Raw genomic sequence first — 19,336 nt, forward strand, 5'->3', positions numbered from 1 at the left:
CAGCACCCCGGGGGACAGCAGGGGAACACCGAGCCGACAGGGAGGCCCGCATGGACCAGCAGGCCCGTTCGAACGGGCCCGCCCGCACCGGGGCGGCCGGATCGCCCGGCGCCGTGCGCGGCTGGCTGGACGCGGTGGCGGTCGTCGTGGCCGGGTTCGCCGCGATGGCGGCCGTCGCCGCGCTCGGACTCTGGGCGGCCGGAGCGAACGACCTGCCCGGCGGCGGCTTCCCGTACGTGCTCGCCGCCACCCTCACTCTCGCGGTCGGCGGCTCGGTCGGCCTCGACGGCGGGGCCGGCTTCTTCGCCTCCGTCGATGCCGGGATCGTCGCGATGCCGCTGTCCGTCAGCCTGGTCGGCGCCCTGGCCGTGGCCGAGGTGTTCCTGCGCCAACTGCGGTTCCGCGCGGTCGCGGGCGGCCGGGAACTGCTCGGCCGGGCCACCCGGACGGCGGTGGTCTGGCTGGTCGCCCTCGCCCTGCTCTGCGTCGCGGCCCGGCACACCTTCCCGGTGCCGCTCGGTGGCGGACTGGTCGAACAGCTCGGCGGCGCGCTCGGGATCGACCCCGAGGTGGGCTTCCACGCGGAGCCCGCGCCCACCCTCGGCCTCGGGCTGCTCTGGCTGCTGGTGGTGCTGGCCGCGACCTTCGCCGTCTCCCGTCGCGCGCCGTTGCCGCGCTCCCTGGTGCCCTTCCAACAGGCCGTCCGCCCGGCCGGGTTCGCGATGCTGCTGGTCCTGCTCGGGTGCGTGGCGCTGGGGGTGGTGGCCGCGGTCGTCACCGCCGTGGTGAACGGGAACGCCCGCGAGGTCGCCGCCGTCGCCCTGCTCGCCCTGCCCAATCTGGTCTGGCTCGCCTTCGGCGTCGGCCTCGGCGGCGAGTGGAACGGCCACCTGGTCGGCGCGATCGGACTGCCTGTGCCCAAGTCGCTGGCCGCCGTGCTGCGCGTCGGCGACGGCCAGGACGGCACGGTGAGCCTCGGCACCCTCGCCGAACAGAACGCCTACGCCTGGTGGTTGCTCCCGGCGGCCGCCGTCCTGATGCTCGCCGCCGGGGTGTTCGCCGCGCACCGCGCACCGCTCGGGGTCCGGCTGTGGCAGCACGCGGTGCGGCTGGCGGCGGCCGCCGCCGTCACCATGCTGCTGGTCGGCGTCTGGACCAGGATCTCCGCCGACTACGGCCTCTCGGTCCTCGGGGTCGGCCTCGGCGAGGGCGGACTGGGCGACCTGCTCGGCTCCGTCCTCGGCCCGGACGCGGGCCCGGTCGGCCCGGCCGCCGCCCTGACCGGCGGCACGCTGACGCTCGACCCGGTGCTCTGGATCACCGTCCCGCTCGCCGCCGGCTGGGGCCTGCTGACGGGCGCCCTGGGCGCTCTCGCCGCGACCCGCCTGCCCCGCCGGGCGGGACCGGCCGGCTAGGAGTTGTCGCCGCGGCGCGCGGCGGCGGCCAGTTGCTCGAAGGTGCGGTTCAGCACCTTCCGGCGCTCTACCTTGTACTCGGGCTTGGGCTCGAGGCCGTCGATGGTGCGCTCCCAGACCGCCATGAACGTCTCCTGCCACCCCTCCACCACCTCGGCCGGCGGCAGCTCGCCGCCGGCGTGGCCGGCCTGGGCGAGCACGTGCAGCAGCTCCAGCTGGCACGGCACGGCGACGCCCCAGTACTCGTCGGGTTCGAGCTCGACCGGGTCGCCGGCCATCGCCTCGGCCACCTCGCCGACCAGCCGGCCGACGACGGCCGACAGGTGGTCCAGCGCGGTGTCGCTCTCGAAGTTCCCACTGCCCCACGTGCCCACGGATTCTCCTCGGTTCTCGCTGCCCCGCCGTTGCCGTCGACGCCATCGAACCAGGCCGCACCGACAACCGGCCGGACGCCGTTCGGCCCGGGCGTCAGCGCCCGTGGCCCGGACCGGGTGGGTGGACGGCGGGGAGGGCCCAGGCCGGGGGGTCGGGGACGCCGGGGGTGCTGGGGAGGGCGGGGACGACCTGGGTCGGCGGGCCGGCGGTGCCCCACTGGGCGCCGGGGGGACCGGCGGCCGCGGCCCGGAGTTCGGCGACGAACTGCAGGCAGCTGGCGAACCGTTCCTCGGGGGACTTCGCGAGGGCCCGGCCGACCACCTCGTCGACGGCGGGCGGCAGGTCGGGGCGGTGCTCGCGGACGGTGGGCGGCGGGTCGTTGAGGTGGGCCCAGAGCAGTGCCAGGTCACTCTCCCGGCGGAACGGCGGCGCCCCGGAGAGCAGCTCGAAGACGACGCAGCCGAGGCCGTACTGGTCGCACCGGCCGTCCAGCGGCCGGCCGGAGATCTGCTCGGGCGCGGCGTAGTCGAGGGTGCCGACGATCTGGCCGACGCCGGTCAGGCCGCTCAGCGACAGGGACTTCTTGGTGAGGCCGAAGTCGGCGAGGTAGAGGTGTTCGGGATGCTCGCTGTCGGTGCCGGGAGCGACGAGGACATTGCCGGGCTTGACGTCCCGGTGGACCAGCTCGTGGTCGTGGGCGGCGTCCAGTGCGGAGGCGATCTGCAGGGCGAGCCCGGCGGCCCGCTCGACCGTGACGGGGCCGCCCCGGGAGATGAGGCCGCGCAGGTCGCCGCGCTCGACGTAGCGCATCGCGAGGAACAGGATGCCGTCCGCCTCGCCCGCCTCGAACACCGGGATGATGTGCGGGTGGTCGATCCCGGCGGCGACCTGCGACTCGTGGATGAAACGGCGCCGGAACACCTCGTTGCGGGCCAGTTCGGGGGCAAGCAGCTTGACTGCGACGGTGCGGCCCAGCCGCAGGTCCTTGGCCCGGTAGACGACGGCCATGCCGCCGCGGCCGATCTCCGCCTCCAGCCGGTACCCGGCGACCCGGCGTCCGACCAGGCCGGCCGGCAGGCTGGGCGGGGCGAGGGCGGAGTCGTCCTCGGGGTCCGCGCCCGGCGCCGCCGGGGGGCCGGGCGCCGGGTCGGCGGGACCGGGGGGCGCGGCCGCCGCGGTGGGGCCGGCCCCGGGGGTTTCGGTGGACCCGACCGAGGTGAGCGGGTGCGGGGACGGTTCGGCGGGTGGCTCCGGGGCCGGGCCCGGGAGCGGCTCGGGGGGCCGGCTCATGGCTGCACCAGCCGGGTGGGCTCGTCCGCGTCCGGGGGCCGCCCGCCGTCCGGTGTCCCGGCGTCGGGCGTGCCGCTGTGCGGTGTCCCGCGGTCGGGCGTGCCGCTGTCCGGGTGGCGCGGCCGGTCGCCGACGGCGTAGGTGTGGAGCTGGAGGCCGTCGCAGTAGCACCAGCGGTCGTGCACCGGGTCGAACACCCAGAGCCGCTCGCCGTCGACGACCAGCCCGATCCGCAGGCCGCGGGCCCGGTCCCGGAAGGTCTCCAGGTCCACGCCGCCGGCGGCGAGGTCCTCCAGCAGGGCGCGGTAGCGGGCCAGCGCGCCCTCCGCCTCGGCGAGGGCGGGGCGCGGGTCGGCGGTGCGGGCGGGCGGGCCGGTGGCGGCGGGCGGCGCGCCGGGGAGGGAGAGCAGCAGCCGGCCGTCGACCCAGGTGGTCCAGCCGTTGGAGCAGAGCACCTGGGCCCAGTCACCGGCCCGGGCCAGCAGTTGCAGCGGCAGCAGCGGGTCCAGCGGGGACGCGGGTTGCGCCGGGTCCGGGGCGGCCCAGCTGGGCAGGCCGTCGGGCGGGGCCACATGGGTGGGGCGGAACCCGAACTCGTCCATCGGCAGGTCCACTCCCGCAGGGTCGCTTCCGCTGGTCTTCCGCTGATTCACGTCGGCCGGTTCACGTCGGCCGGTTCACGTCCGCCGACTCATTTCCGCATGATCGCCGGTTCCTGCCGGCGCAGCAGGGCGAGCACGGCCAGGGCCAGCACCAGCGCGAGCGCGAGCAGCAGCGCCAGCGCCAGCAGCCACCCGGCCCGCTCCTGCCGGAACATCGGGTCGGCGGTGATCGCGGTCGGCAGGACGGTGTGCAGGTCGACGGTGCGGGCCATCGCGGACAGGCCCCAGCGTGACGGCACCAGCCAGGAGAACTGTTCCAGGCCGGGAACGTCGTGCAGCTTCAGCATGGCGCCGCTGAACACGATCTGCACCACGGAGAGCAGCACCAGCAGCGGCATCGTCGCCTCCTCCTTGCGGACCAGCGCGGACACCAGCAGGCCGAGCATCATGGCGGAGAAGGAGAGCAGCGCCACCGCGATGATCAGCTCGGCCAGGGGTGGCAGCAGTACCCCGCTGTGCACCGTGACCCCGTTGGCCAGGGTCGGGCTCAGGTCGACCCCGGCCAGGCCGACCACGGTCAGGACGGCGGCCTGAGTCACCGTGATCGTGCCGAGCACCACCACCTTGGAGACCAGATAGGCCGATCTGGACAGCCCGACCACGCGTTCCCGCTGGTAGATCGGCCGTTCCTTGACGATCTCGCGCACCGCGTTGGCCGAGCCGGTGAGCAGGCCGCCGATGCAGAGCGTGAGCAGACAGTTCAGCGCGTTGTCGGAGGAGAGGCGGCTGCCCGCCATCGCCCGGCACATCACGCCGATCAGGAACGGCAGGGCGATCATCACGGTCAGGAACAGCCGGTCCGCGGCGAGCACCGCGGTGTAGCGGCGGATCAGCGTGCCCAGCTGGGCGAACCAGCCCTGCGGCTGCTCCGGGCCGATGCTGTCGGCGGCCCGCTCCGCCCCGGGGCCGGCCACCGGGACCGGCCGGGCGGGCGGCAGGGCCCCGGCGGCGACGTACCGCTCGTACTGGGGCGACTCCCGGAACCGGCGCTGCCAAGCCTCGTGGTCCTCGTTCTCGAACGCCTCGAAAGCCTGCGGCCACTCGGTGAAGCCGAAGAACGGCAGGGCCTCGTCGGGCGGGCCGTAGTAGGCGGTACGACCACCGGGGGCGAGGACCAGCAGCCGGTCGCAGACGTCCAGGCTGAGCACGCTGTGGGTGACCACGACGACGGTGCGTCCGTCGTCGGCCAGGCCGCGCAGCATCTGCATGACCGAGCGCTCCATGCCCGGGTCCAGGCCGGAGGTGGGCTCGTCGAGGAAGAGCAGCGAGGGCTTGGTGAGCAGTTCGAGGGCGACGCTGACGCGTTTGCGCTGGCCGCCGGAGAGGCTGGAGATCACCAGGTCGGCCCGGGCGTCGAGGCCGAGCTCGTGGATCACCTCGGAGACCCTGGCCTCCCGTTCCTCCTTGGCGGTGTCGCCGGGGAAGCGCAGTTCGGCGGCGTAGGAGAGGGCGCGGCGGACGGTGAGCTGGGTGTGCAGGATGTCGTCCTGCGGCACCAGGCCGATCCGGCGGCGCAGCTCGGCGTAGTCACGGTAGAGGTCGCGGCCGTCGTAGAGCACGGTGCCCTCGTCGGCCGGACGCAGCCCGGTGAGGGCGTTGAGCAGGGTGGACTTGCCGGCGCCGCTGGGGCCGGCCACGGCGAGCAGGGCCTTCTCGGCGAGCGGGAACGAGACGTCGTCCAGCAGTACCCGGCGGTCGGAGCCGACCCGGACCACCAGGCTCTGCACATTGAGCGAGACCTCGCCGGTGTCGGTGTACTCGACCAGCTCGTCGCCGGAGAGGCAGAGCGCGAAGTGGCCGATGCCGACGATGTCCGCCGGGCCGACCGGTGCCCGCTGGACCGGGCGGCCGTTGAGGTAGGTGCCGTTGTGGCTGCCCAGGTCGACGATCTCGTGGCCGCCGTCGGGCAGGGTGCGCAGTTCGGCGTGGTGCCGGGAGACCACGAGGTCCTCCAGCACCAGCTCGTTGTCGGGGGCCCGGCCGATCCGCACCGTCCGGCCGGGCAGCCGCAGCACGGCGCTGGGGCGGCGGAAGGTGCCGGAGAGGCCGGGAGCGACGAGCGAGGGCCGCTCGGGGGCGGCATGACCAGCGGCGGCAGCAGCGGCGGGGCCGGGGTCCGGGGCGGCGGGCAGGCCGGCGAAGGTGGCGGACGGCCCGTCCGCCACGTTGCCGAACCGCAGCCTGGTGCCGGCTCCGATCTCCGCGGCCCGGATCCGGCGGCCGTCGGCGAAGGTGCCGTTGGTACTGCCCACGTCCTCCAGCTGCCACCGGCCGTCGGTGGCGCGCAGCACGGCGTGGTGCCAGGAGACCCGGGGGTCGTCGAGGACGATCTCGCTGGTCGGGTCGCGGCCGACGTGGTACGCCCGGCGCGGATCGAGCAGCTGCGAATCCGTGTCGGTGACGAGGACCAGGGGCGGCGCGGCGGGCGCGCCCGGGCGCTCTCCCATGGTTCGGAGTCTAGTCCGGTGGCGCCCGCGCGGCCCGGCCACGCCGGGTCGGGGCCGGGTCCGGGCCGGGCGGGGCCCGCGACCCAATCCGATACCATGCAATTGGACTGGACCACTGGATCGTCGCCCGGTTACTGCCCTATCGTTCGGGGAGATCTGTACGGTCGTCGGGGCACTCCGTACGACACGCCACGCGAGCCCCGGGATGGATCCATTGAGCGTCTGGCCGCAGTTGCGCGACACCCGAACGGTCAGAGCCGGCGTCGCGCCCGGGACGGTGCTCCGCTGCGGTCTCGTCGACACCATGCTCGCCGACCTCTCCGTCTCGGTCGTCCTCTTCTTCGACCGGACCCTCGACGAGGAGCGGCTCGCCGCCGGACTGGCCCGGGCGCTGGAACGCGTCCCGGTGTTCGCCGGCCGACTGCGCACCGTCGACGGGGTGTTGGAGGCCGTCTGCGACGACTCCGGTGTCCCGATGGTGAGTTACCGGGTCGACGGCACCCTCGCCGAGTCGATGGGCCGGGTCACCGCGCCCGGCGCCCAGCACGTCGACCCGCTGGACGCCCGGGCCGCCCGGACCGGCGACGGGCCGCTGTTCGGCGTCCGGGTCACCCGCACCGGCGACGGCGGCACCGTGCTCGGCTGCTCCTGGCACCACGCGATCGGCGACCTGCAGAGCTTCGCCCTGCTGCTGCGCGCCTGGTCGGCGGCGGTCGAGGGCGAGGAACTGCCGGTGGCCGAACTCGTCGAGGACCAGGACGCGCTGCTCGACCGGGTGCTGCCCGCCGAGGACTGCGGGCAGCCCGGCTTCCGGGTGCCCGGCGAGGACGAACGCCTGCTGCTGGAGCGCGAGGTGGCGGCCGGACCACGCGCCAACCGGACCGTGCAGCTGTACTTCGGTGACGACGAGATCGCCAGGATGCGCGAGGAGTTCGGCGCGGCGGCCGGGGTCAAGGTCTCCGCCGGTGACGCCGTCTGCGCGCATGTCGTGCACACCGTCAGGGAGTTGGACGCGGACCAGGAGACCCGCTGGCTCACCGTCCCGGTCAACGTCCGCCGCCCGCTCGGCCTTTCGGACAGCCTGATCGGCAATCTGCTCGGCGACATCCACCTGCCGTACACGCCCGCCGACGGCCCGGCCGCCCTCGCCGGGGCGCTGCGCACCGCCGTCCGGGACTACGCCGAGGAGCACCTCAACCTGCGGTCCAACCTCCGTTTCCTGGCCGAGCTCGGCCGCGCGGGGCTGGCCGGGTGCGTGCCGCTGGGCTTCGACCCGCAGCACCGCCGGTTCAGCTTCTCCAACTGGAGCCGGTTCGGCCTCTACGACGCCAGCTTCCAGGGGCAGCGGCCGGTGTTCTTCAGTCCGACCGCCAACTACCCGCTGCCGTGGGTCTCCTGGAGCGTGGAGGGGTTCGGCGGCACCGGACTGCTCACCACGCTGGTGGTCCCCGCCAGGCTGGCAGCGCGGCTGCGCGGGACGGACGGCCGGGCGGCCCTGCACCGCTACCGGGACCCGTCGGACCCGCTGCCGGCGCTGCTCGCGGCCGTGCCCAAGGTGCTCTGAGCGGGTACTCCGGACGGACAGGTCGGACGGGCCTCCGAGCGGTCGCTCCGCACGGAGGCCCCATCCGGGCAACCCGTCCAGAGGCTCCGTCCGGTCACTCCGTCCGGTCACTCCGTCCGGAGTACCCGAACGGGCACTCCGGACGGGTGCTCCGGCCGGGTGCTCCGAACGCCGACGGGGGCGGCCGTGGTGGCCGCCCCCGTCGACGTTCGATACCGATTCGCCGTGTGGCTCACTTCATGACGGCGCGCAGCGCGTGCCGAAGCTGCTCCCGCTCGGGCTGCAGGGCCCGGTCCAGCACGGGAGCGAACGGCAGCACCGTGCCGTCCGGCCGGGTGATCCGACGGGGCGGAGCGGTGAGCCGGAACTCCTCGGCGGCGGTGGCCAGCACCTCCGCGCCGATCCCGCAGCTGCGGTTGGAGTCGTCGATCACCACCAGCCGCCCGGTCCGCTCCAGCGACTCGCCCAGCGCGGCCCAGTCGAACGGGTAGAGCGTGCGCGGGTCGAACACCTCGACCGAGATCTCACCGGCGAGTTCCTCGGCCACCGCGAGCGCGTCGTGCACCAGGTGTCCGACGGCCACCAGGGTGACATCGGTACCGGCGCGGTGCACCCGGGCCCGGCCGAGCGGCACCGGGACGAGGTCCCAGGTGACGGTCTCGCGGACCGGCAGCGCCGCCGCCGGGGCGAACACCACCACCGGGTCCGGGTCCTGGATCGCCGAGCGGAGCAGCCCGTAGGCGTCGGTCGGCGTGGCCGGGACGACGGTCTTCACCCCCGAGTGCGCGAACAGACTGTAGGGGTGGTCCGAGTGCTGGCCCGCCCAGCCGCTCCGGGAGCCGGAGCCGGGGACGACGCAGGTGAGCGGGACGCCCGCCTGCCCGCCGCTCATCAGCGAGAACTTGTGCGCCTGGTTGACGAGTTGCTCGAAGACCAGGAAGAGCAGGGACGGGATCTGGAACTCCAGCACCGGCCGCCGCCCGGCCAGTGCGGCGCCGACCGCCATCGCCGTGAACGCCTGCTCGGAGAGCGGGGTGTCGACGATCCGCTCCGACCCGAACCGGTCCAGCAGTCCGAGCGTGGGCCCGGCCATCCCGGCGCCGATGTCCTCGCCGAAGACGCAGACCGCGGGGTCGGCCTCCAACTCGTCGGCCAGCGCCCGGTTGAGGGCCTTGGTGTACGACAGTCTCATACGACCGCCCCCGCCCGGGGACGCAGGCCGGAGGCGTAGAGGTGGTCGGCGGCGCCGGCCGGGTCGGGGTGCGGCGAGGCGAGTGCGAACTCCTCGGCCGCCGCGAGGTCGGCGTCGACCTCGGCGTCCAGGGCGGCGGCGCGCCCGGCGTCGATCGCGGCGGCGGCCCGGGGGAGCGGGTCGCGCTCGCGCCAGGCGGCCACCTCCTCGGGGGTGCGGTAGTGCAGCTTCATCAGCCGTTCCATGGTGTGGTGGCCCTCGAACCGGTAGGTCCGGCATTCCAGGAAGCTCGGCCCGCCGCCGCTCCGGGCCCGGGCGACGGCCTCCTCGGCGGCGGCCCGCACCGCCTCGGTGTCCATGCCGTCCACCTCGGTGGCCGGGATGCCGAAGGCGGCGGCCCGGCCGATCGCACTGCCCGCCACCGCGGTGCCGGCGGGCAGGGTGGTGGCGTAGCCGTTGTTCTCGCACACGAAGAGCACCGGCAGCCGCCACATCGCGGCCAGGTTGAGCGACTCCAGCAGCACGCCCTGGTTGAGTGCGCCGTCGCCGAAGAACGCGACCGCGACCGCGTGCGAGCCGGCCTGCCGGTCGGCCCAGGCGGCGCCGACCGCGATCGGGGCACCGGCGCCGACGATGCCGTTGGCGCCGAGGATGCCCAGCCGGAGGTCGGCGGCGTGCATCGAGCCGCCCCGGCCCCGGTTGGAGCCGCCGACCCGCCCGGCGAGTTCGGCCAGCATCCGGGCCGGGTCGAGGCCCCGGGCCAGCACGTGGCCGTGGCCCCGGTGGGTCGAGGCGAGCCGGTCACCGGCACCGAGCGCGGCGCAGACGCCGACCGCGACGGCCTCCTGCCCGATGTAGGGGTGGATGCCGCCGGTGATCACCCCGGACTTGACCAGGCCGAGGGCCCGCTCCTCGAAGGAACGGATCAGCCGCAGCATCCGGTAGCGCCGCTCCGGCGTGTCGAGCGCCGCCACGGCGGGCGGGGCGTCGGCGGGCCGGGCGGTCGGCGCGCTGTCGGCGGGCCCGGTGCCGACGGACGAGGCTCCCGGCCCGGTGCCGACGGGAGCCGCAGGGGTCACAGCGCTCCCCGCCAGACGGTCGGGCAGAAGTCCGGGTCGGCGTAGTCGGGGCGGCCGTCGGGGGTGCGGCGGACCAGCACGTCGTGGTTGTAGACCACCGTCCCGCCGTCCGGGCGGGTGGCGGCCTGGTAGGCGTTGCCGCCGTCCTGGAGGTGCAGCGACACCGCCCGGCGCGGGTAGTCGGCCAGGTTGGGGCCGCTGCCGTGGTACGTGCGGCAGTGGTGGAAGCTGACGTGCCCGCGCGGGATGATCATCGGGACCTTGCGGACCGTGGTGCCGTTGTACTCCGCGTTGGCGTCCAGGATGGAGTCCAGCTCGGAGTTGTCGCGCTCGGCGAAGTGCCGGGTGGAGTCCTCCCCGGAGGGCAGCTCCTTCCACCGGTGGCTGCCGTCGACCATGGTGATGGTGCCGTTCTCCTCGCCGCAGTCGTGGAACGGCAGGAAGGCGGTCAGCATCCGGTCCGAGGAGGAGGTCTGCCAGTAGTGCTTGTCGAAGTGCCACGGCACCTGGTTGCTGGGCTCGCCCGGCACCGGGGGCTTGTAGATGAGGGTGGCCTGGAAGATCCGGGTCTCCTCGGCCTCGGCGAGCAGTGCGGCGACGGCGCCGAGCAGCGGCTTGCGCAGGATCGCGCCGATCGCGTCGCTCTCGTAGTGCACGTAGTCGTTGTGCCGCTGGACCGGGCCGTGCGAGGCGTCCCAGGCGGCCAGGCGCGGCGGACGGACCGGGAGTTCGCGGTCGCGGTGGCCGGTGTAGTAGTGCTCGGTGGCGGCCTGGAGGGTGTCCAGCTCCTCGTCGCTGAACAGCCGGTTCGACAGGTACCAGCCGTGCTCCAGGTAGCCGGCCACCTCCTCGGGGGTGGGCAGCAGGGCGCGTTCGGCCTCGGTGAGGTGGAACTCGGGTGCGGTGGTCATGGGGGTCGGGCCTCCTCTTCTGGGTGGTGCGGGTGGGGTCAGACGGAGGCGGCGGCGCGCTGCCGTTCGACAGCCTCGTACAGGGCCTTGATGTTGGCGGTGCCGAAGGTGCCGGCGCCCTGGCGCTCGATCAGCTCCACGAAGTACGTCCGGCGCGGGTGGGTGGACCGGGCGAAGATCTGGAACAGCTGCCCGCCGTGGTCCTGGTCGACCAGGACGTCCAGCTCGCGCAGGGTCTCGACCGGGATGGCGGTGGCGCCGAGCCGCTCGGCGAGCGCGTCGTAGTAGGTGCCGGGCGTGGTCAGGAAGGCCACGCCGCGCTCGCGGGCGCTGCGCACGGCGGTGGCGATGTCCCCGGTGCGGAAGGCGAGGTGCTGGACGCCGGCGCCGTCGTGGTCGGCGAGGAAGGTGTCGATCTGGCCGGAGCGGCGGCTGGTGTCGGGCTCGATCAGGGTGAAGGTGACCTCGCCGGAGGCGCTCTGCACCACGCTGGAGTCCATCGCCTGCTCGCCGACCTCGATGTACTCGCCGAAGATCCGGTGCATGCCGAGCGCGGCCTCGCAGAAGCGCACCGCGTCGGCCAGTTGACCGGCCGGCAGGCAGATCGCGGCGTGGTCGAGCGCGTCCAGCAGCCGGGGGCCCGCCTCGGCCGGCTCGGGCGTGGCGGGCACCTCGGGGACGAACCGCAGCGCGGTGTCGCCGAAGCCGGCGACCAGGCCGCCGGCCCGGTCCAGGACGCGGGCGCCGTGCCGCTCGGCGCGGTCGAGGGCGGCCTGCGGGTCGGGGCAGGAGAGCGCGAGGGCGGCGACGCCCTCGCCGTGCCGGGCGGCGTAGCGGGCCACCGGGTGCGCCGGGTCGGCGGCGGAGCGCAGCAGGAACCGGATGCTGCCCTGGCGCACCAGGACGGTGCGGGCGTTCTCGGACTCGGCCGCGGCGAGCTGTTCGGGCTCGGGCGGGACGGCGGTGAAGCCGTAGTCGGCGCAGAGCTCCGACGCGGTGGCGTCGGCGTCGGCGCTGTGGTACTCGACGTGGGCTATGGACTGGATGGACAACGGGATCTCCCCGGGGGATCGCGAGTTGGCGAGTGGCTAGGGGTTGTCTCGTGGATTTTGTCGGGTGAGGCCGCGGCGGTGGGGTGCGTGCATCGCAAGGCGGAGGAGGGAGCCACTGCGGAGCATTGGCGACTGACGACAACGCGGCGAGGTGCGTGCCCCACCGCCGCGGCCCCGGCAAGGATCCACGAGACAACCCCTCACACGGGTGTCCGCGCCGCGCCGCAGGGCGGCGTCAGCGGAGGGACGGGGTGGAGGCGGGCTCGAAGACCAGGCTGAGGTTGTGCCCGCCGAAGGCGAAGGCGTTGCTCAGGGCCGCGGTGAGTGGGCCGGTACGGGCGGCGCCCCGGACGTGGTCCAGGTCGCAGGCCGGGTCCGGCTCGGTGAGGTTGACGGTCGGTGGCAGCGTCCCCCGGGCCACCGCCAGGGCGGTGACCGCTGCCTCCAACGCGCCCGCGGCGCCCAGAAGATGACCGGTGGCGCCCTTGGTGGAGCTGACCGCCGGGGTGTGTCCGGCGAAGACGGACCGCAGGGCGGCGGTCTCGGCGACGTCGCCGAGCTTGGTGCCGGTGCCGTGGGCGTTGACGTAGCCGATGTCGGCCGGGGCCAGGCCCGCGTTGGCGATGGCGGCGCGCATCGCGTCGGCGGCGCCCGCGCCGTCGGGGCGCGGCATGGTCGGGTGGTGGGCGTCGGTGGAGGCGCCCCAGCCGGTGAGTTCGGCGTAGCCGGCGGCGCCGCGGGCGGCGGCGTGCTCGGGGCTCTCCAGGATCAGGACGGCGCTGCCCTCGCCCAGCACGAAGCCGTTGCGGCGGCTGTCGAACGGCCGGCTCGCCTGCGCCGGGTCGTCCCAACCGGAGGCCAGCGCGCGGGCGTTGGTGAAGGCGGCGGCGATGGTGGGGTGCAGCGAGGATTCGGTGCCGCCGCACACCACCACGTCGGCGTCGCCGGCCCGGATCAGGCGCAGGCCCTCGGCGACGGCCTGGGCGCCGGCCGCGCAGGCGGTGACGATGGCCGTGCTGAAGCCGCGGATTCCGTGCTTGATGGCGATCCGGGCGGTGGCCATGTTGGAGAGCATGCCGGGCAGGAGGTACGGGCTGACGCCGGGGCGGCCGCGTTCGGTCCGGCGCTGCGACTGCTGCTCGAAGGTCTCCAGTCCGCCGCCGCCGGTGGCCAGCACCACGGCGGTGCGGTGCGGGTCGGAGTCCCGGCCGACGACCAGGCCGGCGTCGGCGAGGGCGTCGTCGGCGGCGGCCAGCGCGAGCAGCACGAAGCGGTCCACGCAGCGGGTCTCCGTGGGCGGCAGCACCTCGCGGCCGTCGATCGCCGGGGCGATGCCGGCGGCGTTCAGCCAGCCGTGGGCGGCGTGGCCCTCGGGGACGGCGCGGATGCCGGAACGGCCGGCGGTGAGGGCGTCGAAGACCTCGGCGGGTTTGCGGCCGACCGGAGTGACCAGGCCGATGCCGGTGACCACGGCGCCCGGGCGGCGGGCGGCGCTCATCGGGCGGCCACCGGGGCGGCGGCGGGCGCGGCGGCGACCGAGTCGAGGTAGCGCTGCCGCAGCAGGACCTTGCGGACCTTGCCGGTCGGGCCGAGCGGGATGTCGTCCCCGCCGACCACGAGCACCTGGCGGACGGTGGCCGCCGCGGCGGGGTCCAGCGCGGCGGTGACGCTCGCGGTCCGGTCGGCTTCCGGGTCGGCGCCGGCGGCGAGGACCAGCAGCACATCGGTGACCACCCGGTCGCCGTCGCGGACCGCGACCACGGTGCAGTCCAGCACGTCGGGGTGGGCGGCCAGCACCCGTTCCTCCGACATGGCGGTGAACAGCCGCTTCCCGTCGCCGAGTTCGACCGAGTCGACGGCCCGGTCGACGTGGTAGTAGTAGCCCTCCTCGTCCCGGTACATGAGGTCGCCGGTGAGGAAGCGGCCGCGCAGCCGGGTGCGGTAGGTGGTGGCCGAGTCGTTCCAGTAGCCGAGTGCCAGGGTCGGTGAGGTGGTGGCGAGTTCGCCGACCTCGCCGGGGCCGAGCGGTTCGCCGTCGGGGCCGACCAGCTCGCAGTCGACGAAGGCGTGCGGCCGGCCGACGCAGCGGCCGTAGCGTTCGGTGCCGGGGCCGTGGGTGATGAAGAAGTGGGAGTGGCCCATCTCGGTGGAGCCGAGGCCGTCGACGAACAGCGATCCCGGGACCCGGACCCGGCCCTCGCGGGTCACCGACTCACGGCTGCCGGCGGCGACGAGGCGGCGGATGTGCACCTCGTGGGCGCAGTCGCCGGTGTTCCACCAGAGCGCGACCGAGTCCAGCTCGCGTGCCGTGAGGTCGTGGTGGGCGAGCTCGGCCCAGGTGGCGGCGAAGCCGATCACGCCGCTGGGGCGCCACCGCTCGATCGCGTCCAGCACCCCGGTGCCGGACTGGCTGGAGAGCATGGCGAGCTGGGTGTGCGAGGCGAGCGAGAGGTTGACCGCGATCAGGGTGGCGGCGTGCGGGGCCGGCAGGGCGCTGAGCATCCGCTCCTGGCCCTGCGGGCGGGGCAGCCGGGCCCGGTGGCGGATCGCCGCGTACAGGCTCGCGTGCGAGTGGACCACGGCCTTGGGCAGTCCGGTGGTGCCGGAGGAGTGGGTGATCGCCACCGGGTCGTCGGCCGAGTGCCGGTACGGCGCGGGCGCGGCCCCCGGGTCGCCGGCGCCGAGCGTCGCGATCTCCGGAAGCGCGGGGGCGCCGGTCTCGTGGCCGGCCAGCGCGGCCAGGTGCGGCGGGTCGGCGAGGACGCCGACCGGGCCGAGCTTGGCGATGTAGCGGGCGGCCCGCTCGCCGTCCAGGTTGGGGTTGAGCAGCGCGGGGATGGCGCCGATCCGGGCCAGCGCGAGGAAGGCGAGGACCTGGTCGGCGGCGTCGCCGGCGTACACCACGACCGGGTCGCGGCGGCCGATGCCGAGGGCGTGCAGGGCGGCGGCCCGGGCGCGGACGGCGCGGTCCAGCTCGGTGAGGGTCAGCGCGTGCCAGGCGGGGTGCTCGTCCACCGGGGTGTCGAAGGTCAGCAGCGGCTCGTCGAGGCCGAGGCCGAGTTCGAGACGGCGGGTGAGGACGTTTCCGGCGCCGACGGCCGGGTCGTCCGCCAGCAGGGTGCGGATACTGCGGATGCTCACGGAGTGGATCCCTCCCGAGGTACGGGGCGTGCGGGGTGTGCAGGGCGTTCGGGTGCGGCGGTGTGTGCTGCGGCGGGACGCGGCGGGCGGGGGACCGCTCGCGCCGCTGGGTGCGGCAGGGGTGGTGCTGGGGCGATCGGCGGGTTCGGGTCGGTGCTCCGGTCGGTTCGGGGTTCCGGGTCAGCCGGTGCTGACCAGCAGGGCCACGGCCCGGTCGGTGGTGTCGGCTTCGTCGGCCTGCCCGGTTCGCCCGGTGTGCCCGGCCTGCTCGGCGGCGATGACGAGCACCTGGTCGGCGTCGCCGTCGGCGAGCAGCAGCTCCGCCAGGTCCAGCGCGTCCTGGGGGACCCGTCCGGGGGGCGGGGGCTGGCTCGGGCAGATCGCCACCACGGGACCGGTCAGGCCCCAGCGGGCGGCGATGTGGCCGAGCACGGCGTTCGGGTTGGACTGGAAGAACAGCAGCGGGGGCATCCGCCGGGTGGTGTCGGCGGCGCCCTCCTCGATGGCGCGGGCGGTGGCGAGGTCGCCGCTCGCGCTGGCCAGCAGCAGCGCGGTCCGGCCGGGCGCGGGGGCGGCGCCGTGGCGGGCGCGCAGGCAGCGTTCGGCGGTCTCGGCGACGAGCGGGTTGAAGGTGGACGCGGAAAAGCCGGGCAGCGGCGGCAGTTGCTCGGGCCCGGGGGCTTCGGGGTCGGGCCAGGCGGCCTCGGCGAGGATGCGCAGTGCGGTCATCGGGCGGCCACCAGGAGTGCGGTGTTGGCCCCGCCGAAGGCGGAGTTGAGGGTGAGCGCGTGGCGGGGCCGGGCGGCGCGCGGGCCGTCCAGGACGAGGTCCAGGCCGATCTCCGGGTCCGGTCCCAGCCAGCCCGCGTTGACCGGCAGCAGTCCGTCGGTCAACGCACCGATGGTGACCACGAGTTCGAGCAGTGCCGAGGCTTCCAGGGCGTGGCCGTGCACGGCCTTGCTGGAGCTGACCGGCAGCCGGTCGGTGTGCGCGCCGAAGACCCGCCGCAGGGCGAGTGCCTCGGCGTGGTCGGAGAGGGTCGAGCCGGTGCCGTTGGCGTTGACGTAGTCGACCTCCTCGGGCGCGATTCCGGCCCGGCCGAGCGCGGCCTCGATCGCCCGTGCCACGCCGTCGCCCTCGGGTTCGGGGCGGCAGACGTGGTGGGCGTCGCCGGCCCGGCCCCAGCCGGCCAGCCGGGCCAGCACGGGGGCGCCGCGCCGTTCTGCCTCCGGTTCGGCCTCGATCAGCACGGCGACCGCCGCGTCACCGAGCAGGGTGCCGCTGCGGCCGGCGCTGAACGGGCGCAGTTCGCCGTCGCGGGCGAGTGCCCGGCCGGCGTCGAAGGCGGCGAAGACGCCCGGTTCGACCAGGTGCCCGGCGGCGACCAGGACCCGCCGGCGGCGGCCGGCGGCGATCAGCGCGGCGGCGTCGGCGACGGCGGTGCCGGCCGCCACGCAGGCGCCGGTGTAGGCCCGTTGGACTCCCGGGCCGCCCCAGCGGGCGGCGGTCCCGGCGGAGACCTCGGCGAGGGTGGCCCGGGTGTGCCGGTCGCTGTGGAGGGCGAGCAGCACGGGCGGGCCGCCGTCGGGGTCGGCCGGGTCCAGTCCGGCCCGGCGGCAAGCCTGGTCGACGGCGGCGAGCACCGCGTCGGCGAGCGGGCGCGGTTCGGGCAGCAGCGCGGCGCGGGTGGTGCGGCGGGCGGAGACGTCGAACCGGGTGACCGGGCCGAACGCGGCCTTTCCGTGCACGACGGCCTCGGCCAGCGCGGTGGTCCCTTCGCCGGCGGCGCTGAGCACGCCGACGCCGGTCACCACGGGCCGGACGGCGGTCGGGTCGGGGCGGTTCATGGCCGCGCGGCTCCCGCGGTGACGGCGGAGTCGGTACGGCCCGGTCCGGTGCTGTCCGAAGGCGCGTCGGCCCCGTCCCCACCGGCCGCGAGCACGGCCGCGCGGAACACCGTGACGGCGTCGTCCACTGTCCGGACGGCCTCGAAAGCCTCGTCGTCGAGATCCGGCTCGATGCCGTAACGCTGCTCGAACTCGGCTATCAGCCAGGTGAGTTCGAGCGATCCGAGTTCATCGGGCACGTCCTCGGCGGCGCGCTGCCCGAACGCCGCGAGCATCTCCAGGACCTCGGCCCGGTCGGGGCGGGCGAGGTCGGTCACGCCGGGCTGCCCGAGGTGGCGGCGGCGGCGGTGATCCGGGCCTCGACATCGGCGGTGAACTGGTCCAGCGTCATCAGCGCGGTGGTCTCCATCTCGTCGAGGTCGAACTTCACCCCGAACTCGTCCTCGACCTGGACCGAGAGGTCGGCGAGGGCGAGGGACTCCAGGTCCAGGCCGGCCGGGCCGAGGTCGGTGTCGCCGGTGACGCCCTCGACGTCGTACTGCATCTCGGCCAGTGCGGCGAGGACGAACGCGCGGATGCGGTCCTGCATGGTGTGCTCCTTGTGCCCGGGCGCAGGCGGTGCGCACGGGGTCGTCGGGGAGGGGAAAGCGGCCCGTCGGGGCGGACTCGGGGCTCAATGGGCAGGCCGTGGCTGCCCATTGGGGAATCCCGCCCGGCCCTTCCGGGTGGTTCGTGGCGGCCGGGGTTCGTGGCCCGGGCCGGTGGTGCGGGGTGGCGGGCGGGCGCGCCGGGTCGCGGCGCGCCCGGTTCAGCCGGCGGCGGCGCGCAGGGCGGCCGGGTCGCGCAGCAGCTTGCCGGTGGCGGTACGGGGGAGCTGGGGGAGGAAGGCGAGCCGGCGCGGCCGCTTGTAGGCGGCCAGCTGCCGGGCGAGCCCGTCCTGGACGAGGGCCGGGTCGGCGCCGTCCTCGGCGGAGAAGTACGCCTCGATCGCGCCCTCGTCGAAGACCACGACGGCCTCCCGGACGGTGGGCAGCGCGGCGAGGGTCTGCTCGACCTCGGTGAGGTCGACCTTGAGGCCGCCGATCGAGACCTGCGAGTCCCGTCGGCCGAGTACGGTGACCCGGCCGGTACCGGGGTCGACGGTGGCGGCGTCGCGGGTGTGCAGCCAGCCGTCCGCCCAGCGGGTCGGGTCGTCGAGTCCGGGGTAGGGCGAGGCTTCGGTGCGCAACTGCAGTTCGCCGTCGACGAGTCGCAGTTCCATGCCGTGCACGGGCTGCTTGGCCGGGTGCAGGGTGCCGTCCAGGTCGGTGGCGATCACCCCGAGCTCGGTCATCCCGTACATGGTGCCGAGCGGCACGCCCCAGCGGTCGGTGAAGGCCGCGGCCAGGCCCGGTCGGACCAGTTCGCCGGCGACCACCATCCGCCGCAGCTGCGGGAGTTGCGGCGGATCGTTGGCGCCGGCCAGGAGCTCGGCGTGGAAGGGCACCCCGATCACGGTGGTCGGGCGGTCGTCGGCGGCGACGGTGGCGAGGATGCCGGCCGCCGTCATCCGGTCCGGGACGGTGAGCGGGGCGTGCGCGTGCAGGCTGTTGAGCAGCCCGCCGACCAGGCCGAGCACGTGCACCACCGAGGAGAGCAGCACCACCCGCTCGCCCTCGCCGGGGAAGGCCACCAGTCGGCGGTAGCAGTCGAGTTCACGGATCAAGTCGCTCGCGGTGCGGGCGATGACCTTGGCCGGCCCGGTCGAGCCCGAGCTGAGCTGGACCAGTGCGTGGCCGGTCGCGGCGGGTCGGCCGTCGGGCCGGGCGACGGCCACCGGGTCGACCTGGGACCAGCCGCGCAGGGCGGAGGCGGCGGTCCGTCCGGCGGAGCCGACCAGGACCTGCGGGCGCAGCCGGGCGACCGCCCGCTCGACCTCGTGGTCGGTCAGCCGGTGGTCGAGCAGAACCGCCTGGGCCCCCAGTCGCCAGGTGGCCAGGAGGACGGCGACGAAGCCCAGGGAGGGCGGCAGCCGCAGGGCGGCGCTGCCGCCCGGGCCGAGTCCGGCCGAGGCCAGTCGTTCGGTCTGCTCGGTGATCAGCGCGCGCAGGGCGTCGCGGTCGACGGGTGTGCCGAAACGGAGGCACTCCTCACCCCCGGGGCCGGCCAGCAGCACCCGGTCGACCCAGTCGGCGGGAGCATCGGCGTGCGGGGGTGAGAAGGGCGCCGGTGAAGAAGAGGAAAAGCCGGTCAACGCCACTCCACACGTGAGGAGATTTGTCATGGACACTTGGTCGCTGTTTTCCCGGGCCGTCGGCGGCACCAGGCAATACGTCCAATTCCGTTGCCAGACGATTGCACAGACGATTGGTCAAATCAAGG

The 19,336-nt window shown here is 75.1% G+C and carries 17 protein-coding genes; 2 read left to right on the forward strand and 15 right to left on the reverse strand.

Annotation, left to right across the window (positions count from 1 at the left end):
- Window positions 1–50: 50 nt before the first annotated feature.
- A complete protein-coding gene (locus tag ACIQ9P_RS06460; protein ID WP_402350643.1) occupies window positions 51–1,415 on the forward strand; it encodes a streptophobe family protein in 1,365 nt (454 codons plus the stop codon).
- Here ACIQ9P_RS06460 and ACIQ9P_RS06465 read toward each other — a convergent pair.
- From ACIQ9P_RS06465 to ACIQ9P_RS06480, 4 genes are all read right to left on the reverse strand, one after another.
- Window positions 1,412–1,789 carry a DUF4259 domain-containing protein gene (locus ACIQ9P_RS06465; protein WP_402350646.1) on the reverse strand — a complete coding sequence of 126 codons (378 nt, stop codon included), beginning with the start codon at window positions 1,787–1,789 and terminating at the stop codon, window positions 1,412–1,414. The two genes, ACIQ9P_RS06460 and ACIQ9P_RS06465, sit on opposite strands and share 4 nt — an antisense overlap.
- A gap of 94 nt (window positions 1,790–1,883) precedes the next feature.
- Window positions 1,884–3,080, reverse strand: a complete 1,197-nt coding sequence (locus tag ACIQ9P_RS06470; RefSeq protein ID WP_402350649.1) for a serine/threonine-protein kinase — start codon at window positions 3,078–3,080, stop codon at window positions 1,884–1,886.
- Window positions 3,077–3,694: a hypothetical protein gene (locus tag ACIQ9P_RS06475; protein ID WP_402350651.1), complete on the reverse strand. Its 618-nt coding sequence runs from the start codon at window positions 3,692–3,694 to the stop codon at window positions 3,077–3,079. Before ACIQ9P_RS06475 ends, ACIQ9P_RS06470 begins: the two co-directional genes overlap by 4 nt.
- A 77-nt stretch (window positions 3,695–3,771) precedes the next feature.
- Window positions 3,772–6,189 carry an FHA domain-containing protein gene (locus ACIQ9P_RS06480; protein ID WP_402350654.1) on the reverse strand — a complete coding sequence of 806 codons (2,418 nt, stop codon included), beginning with the start codon at window positions 6,187–6,189 and terminating at the stop codon, window positions 3,772–3,774.
- A gap of 214 nt (window positions 6,190–6,403) precedes the next feature.
- Here ACIQ9P_RS06480 and ACIQ9P_RS06485 point away from each other — a divergent pair, with 214 nt between their 5' ends.
- Window positions 6,404–7,753 carry an acyltransferase gene (locus tag ACIQ9P_RS06485; protein ID WP_402350657.1) on the forward strand — a complete coding sequence of 450 codons (1,350 nt, stop codon included), beginning with the start codon at window positions 6,404–6,406 and terminating at the stop codon, window positions 7,751–7,753.
- A gap of 232 nt (window positions 7,754–7,985) precedes the next feature.
- Here the strand turns inward: ACIQ9P_RS06485 and ACIQ9P_RS06490 are convergent, their stop codons facing one another.
- The 11 genes from ACIQ9P_RS06490 to ACIQ9P_RS06540 all read right to left on the reverse strand — a co-directional run bounded on the left by ACIQ9P_RS06490 (window position 7,986) and on the right by ACIQ9P_RS06540 (window position 19,214).
- On the reverse strand, window positions 7,986–8,945 hold the full coding sequence (locus ACIQ9P_RS06490) for an alpha-ketoacid dehydrogenase subunit beta (RefSeq protein ID WP_402350660.1): 960 nt from the start codon (window positions 8,943–8,945) through the stop codon (window positions 7,986–7,988).
- The gene (locus ACIQ9P_RS06495) at window positions 8,942–10,024 is read right to left on the reverse strand and encodes a thiamine pyrophosphate-dependent dehydrogenase E1 component subunit alpha (RefSeq protein WP_402350663.1); all 1,083 of its coding nucleotides are present in this window, start codon (window positions 10,022–10,024) and stop codon (window positions 8,942–8,944) included. The genes ACIQ9P_RS06490 and ACIQ9P_RS06495 overlap by 4 nt, the downstream gene beginning before the upstream one ends.
- The gene (locus tag ACIQ9P_RS06500) at window positions 10,021–10,935 is read right to left on the reverse strand and encodes a phytanoyl-CoA dioxygenase family protein (protein ID WP_402350666.1); all 915 of its coding nucleotides are present in this window, start codon (window positions 10,933–10,935) and stop codon (window positions 10,021–10,023) included. The genes ACIQ9P_RS06495 and ACIQ9P_RS06500 overlap by 4 nt, the downstream gene beginning before the upstream one ends.
- A gap of 38 nt (window positions 10,936–10,973) precedes the next feature.
- Entirely contained in the window at window positions 10,974–11,987 is a 1,014-nt protein-coding gene (gene hppD / locus ACIQ9P_RS06505; RefSeq protein WP_402350669.1) for a 4-hydroxyphenylpyruvate dioxygenase, read from the reverse strand.
- Between the two features lie 235 nt (window positions 11,988–12,222).
- Window positions 12,223–13,485, reverse strand: coding sequence for a beta-ketoacyl-[acyl-carrier-protein] synthase family protein (locus tag ACIQ9P_RS06510; RefSeq protein WP_402350672.1), 1,263 nt, complete (start codon window positions 13,483–13,485; stop codon window positions 12,223–12,225).
- On the reverse strand, window positions 13,482–15,128 hold the full coding sequence (locus ACIQ9P_RS06515) for a class I adenylate-forming enzyme family protein (RefSeq protein WP_402350675.1): 1,647 nt from the start codon (window positions 15,126–15,128) through the stop codon (window positions 13,482–13,484). The genes ACIQ9P_RS06510 and ACIQ9P_RS06515 overlap by 4 nt, the downstream gene beginning before the upstream one ends.
- Window positions 15,129–15,308: 180 nt before the next feature.
- The gene (locus ACIQ9P_RS06520; protein WP_402350678.1) at window positions 15,309–15,857 is read right to left on the reverse strand and encodes a hypothetical protein; all 549 of its coding nucleotides are present in this window, start codon (window positions 15,855–15,857) and stop codon (window positions 15,309–15,311) included.
- Complete coding sequence (locus tag ACIQ9P_RS06525; protein ID WP_402350681.1) at window positions 15,854–16,975, reverse strand: beta-ketoacyl-[acyl-carrier-protein] synthase family protein; 1,122 nt, start codon at window positions 16,973–16,975, stop codon at window positions 15,854–15,856. Before ACIQ9P_RS06525 ends, ACIQ9P_RS06520 begins: the two co-directional genes overlap by 4 nt.
- Window positions 16,972–17,292: an acyl carrier protein gene (locus tag ACIQ9P_RS06530; RefSeq protein ID WP_402350684.1), complete on the reverse strand. Its 321-nt coding sequence runs from the start codon at window positions 17,290–17,292 to the stop codon at window positions 16,972–16,974. Before ACIQ9P_RS06530 ends, ACIQ9P_RS06525 begins: the two co-directional genes overlap by 4 nt.
- Window positions 17,289–17,564, reverse strand: coding sequence for an acyl carrier protein (locus ACIQ9P_RS06535; RefSeq protein WP_402350687.1), 276 nt, complete (start codon window positions 17,562–17,564; stop codon window positions 17,289–17,291). The genes ACIQ9P_RS06530 and ACIQ9P_RS06535 overlap by 4 nt, the downstream gene beginning before the upstream one ends.
- Window positions 17,565–17,783: 219 nt before the next feature.
- Window positions 17,784–19,214: a class I adenylate-forming enzyme family protein gene (locus tag ACIQ9P_RS06540; RefSeq protein WP_402351470.1), complete on the reverse strand. Its 1,431-nt coding sequence runs from the start codon at window positions 19,212–19,214 to the stop codon at window positions 17,784–17,786.
- Window positions 19,215–19,336 lie beyond the last annotated feature (122 nt).

The sequence above is a fragment of the Kitasatospora sp. NPDC094019 genome, from assembly GCF_044764505.1.
Lineage (GTDB): Bacteria > Actinomycetota > Actinomycetes > Streptomycetales > Streptomycetaceae > Kitasatospora.